The following is a 2,782-nucleotide window of genomic DNA, read 5'->3' on the forward strand; positions in this document are numbered from 1 at the left end:
GGACCACATGACCCCGATCGCCTACGAGCAGAGATCAGTTACGCTGGCCGTCGCTGCATAGCACCCGGTGTCCACATTCCCGGGGGAAGCCCCTATGGGACCTGTCCACCCGCCAGCAGATCGGCGACCCCCTGCAAGTCCACACCAGCAGGGTGCAGGCGGTGGCAATCGGAGTCATGGAGGGCCGGCCGGTCGCCGTCGCCCACTACGACGAGACGGTGCGGGTGTGGGACCTGGCCACCGGCGAGCAACTGGGGCCGGAACTGGTGTTCCCCGCAGACGTGACTGAGTTGGCGGTGGCTCCAGACGGGCGGCTCGTGGTCGGTTTCGGTCACGAGGTCGCGGTCCTGTCCCCCCGCTGACCGGGCAGACCGTCCTCCCCATCAGGCCCCTGCGGGCCGGCCACTCGTGAGTAAGCGAACGCAACGGGTACCTTGCCGCCCCGGCCCGGAACAGCCGCAAGGCCACAAACCCGGCCGGGGCCGCAGGAGCCAAGCGCAACACGAACACGCCCTGGCCTGGCGTGTATACAACACGCCATTCCGCGCGGATAGATCTACGCCACCGAGCTGTAGAGGTCACACCCCGCTTGGCCTAGCGGCGCGCACCGGCGCCGGGCCAAGCGGGGGCGGTGTACCGATCTTCCGTGCGCGGTCACGCCCGCTGAGAACCTCGCCGCGACGGGTGCCAGCCGGGGGCGCCGCGAGCCTGGTCGCGTCAGGCCTACTGGATCTGGACCTGGTCCGCCCGCATCCACGAAGAGGTCCTCGCCACTTTCCGGGGTACCCGACCCTTCGCGTCGCTGAACGCTTCAAGACGCTGGCGGAGGGCCAGAAGGTCACATTCGTGGCCGTGCAGGGCCCCACGGCCAGCCCGGCGCCAGCAGGCAGCCGCGACAGGCCGCCGACACCAGCAACCAGGTAGGCACCTTCAACATCCCGAGCCTCGCCCGGGCGGCGAACGCGAACCCCGCCGCCGCGCAGACCGCGTCCGCGACCGCCGTCCCGGCCGGAGACGGCAGCACCGCCACCGGATCGTCGGCGAGCGCGACCAACCAGACGTGAACACCGCCGCAGCCCGGCCCGCCCGACGCGACCAGCACCGCAGCCAGCCCCGCACCGTCGTCACCGGCCCGCCCAACCGCTCGGCGATCCACCTGCTCCCCCAGCCGGCCGCCGCCAGCTCCAGGCCAGCCCCCACCACCTCGGCCGTGTCCGCGCGCCTGACCAGGGACAACACCGGCAACAGGATGTGCGTCGCCTCGCAGGAACGACACCTCGCCCTGCGCGGGCGCACCACTACGACCCCGCCCGGACCCCGCAGGCTCCGCGACCGGCCCCAGCCCCACCGGGCCAGCACCCCACCGCAGTCCGGGCCAGCTCGCCCGCCGACAAGCGCTGTTCGACAGCCGCAGCTGTCACCTCTACCGTGACCAAGGCGCCCTCCGTTGGCGCTCGCACGGCCCCCCGGACGCCGCCAAACAAGCGGGAGGGCCGTGATCATGTCCAGGAGATGATCACGGCCCTCCCGGCACCCCGAAGATCAATCCCCCTACAGCAACTCCCTCACCATCACCACCGTCAGTGGCACAACACTGCCCGCTCATCAGCATCCTGAGTGGCTATCTACAGGTGTATCAGAGTCCGGTCGCGCTGGTAGAGCCGGTTGGCCTGCCCGCAAGCTGCCCGGGGGCCCCGGTTGTGCCCGACGCGGGTCCCGGTGCGACAAGGCGCGTCAAGCTTCCGACTGCCGCCCCCGGCCGCCGCGCGTCAGCCGTTCGGCGCCGCGACTGTGGTGCGTGTCCCGGGGGTGGGGTGTGGGGTTGCCGGTGTGGGTGGAACGACGTGATGTCGTGATGTCGGGCCCGGGGGTGTGCCTGAGTGGTTGTCAGCGGGTGCGTCTACGGTGCCGGTCATGAATGGTGATGTGTGTGAGGGTGGTTCGGGTACCGGTCCGGTGGTGGCGGGTGAGTGGTGGACGGACCTGGGGTTGTTGGTGAACGGCGATCCGGCGCGGGTGTTCGGGTTGCTGGATTCGGGAGCGGGTCCGGAGGCTCGTTTGATGGCGGCGGTGTACCGGGCGTCGGCGTATGTGCACCGGGATGAGACGGCGGGAGTGCGTCGGCACTTGCTGGCGCTGGACGCGGCTCGGTACGGGGACATGGAGCTGGCGGCACGGATCCATGCCGTTGCCGTGGCGGGCGAGCCTGCGCCGCGGTGGCAGGTGGAGTGGTCGACCGGTAGCCAGGTTGACCCCCGGGTCCGGCACGTCATGACCTCCAACGGCCCCGGGTTGGGTGTGTACGCGGTGGCGACGGCGGTGGTGGACGGCCGGCCGGTCGCCCTCGAGATCTGTGAGGCCGATGAGGTACAGGTGTGGGACCTGATCACCGGTGACCAGATCGGCGACCCCCTGATAGACCACGACGGCGTGGTGTACGCGGTGGCAGCGACGGTGGTGGACGGCCGGTCGGTCGCCGTCACCGGCGGAAACGCGGTACAGGTGTGGGACCTGGCCACCGGGGAGCAGGTCGGCGAGCCGCTGCACGGCCACGACGGCGTGGTGCGGGCGGTGGCCACCGGGGAGGTGGAAGGCCAGCCGGTCGCCGTCACCGTCGGCGACGACAAGACGGTGCGGGTATGGGATCTGGCCACCGGCGAGCAGATCGGCGCTCTCCTGCACGGCCACGACCGCACAGTGTCTGCCGTGGCGACGGCGGTGGTGGAAGACCGGCCGGTCGCCGTCACCGGCGGCGCCGACGAGACAGTGCGGGTGTGGGATC

The 2,782-nt window shown here is 71.1% G+C and carries 2 protein-coding genes and 1 pseudogene; 2 read left to right on the plus strand and 1 reads right to left on the minus strand.

Annotation, left to right across the window (positions count from 1 at the left end):
• Positions 1-161: 161 nt before the first annotated feature.
• Positions 162-362, plus strand: coding sequence for a hypothetical protein (locus ACFVWU_RS44650; protein ID WP_387632408.1), 201 nt, complete (start codon positions 162-164; stop codon positions 360-362).
• A 476-nt stretch (positions 363-838) separates the two neighbouring features.
• Here the strand turns inward: ACFVWU_RS44650 and ACFVWU_RS44655 are convergent, their stop codons facing one another.
• Positions 839-1,156, minus strand: a complete 318-nt coding sequence (locus ACFVWU_RS44655) for a hypothetical protein (RefSeq protein ID WP_387632410.1) — start codon at positions 1,154-1,156, stop codon at positions 839-841.
• An 803-nt stretch (positions 1,157-1,959) separates the two neighbouring features.
• Here ACFVWU_RS44655 and ACFVWU_RS44660 point away from each other — a divergent pair.
• Positions 1,960-2,782: pseudogene (locus ACFVWU_RS44660) on the plus strand (hypothetical protein); the annotation flags it as partial.

Source organism: Kitasatospora sp. NPDC058190 (genome assembly GCF_042883685.1).
Taxonomy (GTDB): Bacteria; Actinomycetota; Actinomycetes; order Streptomycetales; family Streptomycetaceae; genus Kitasatospora.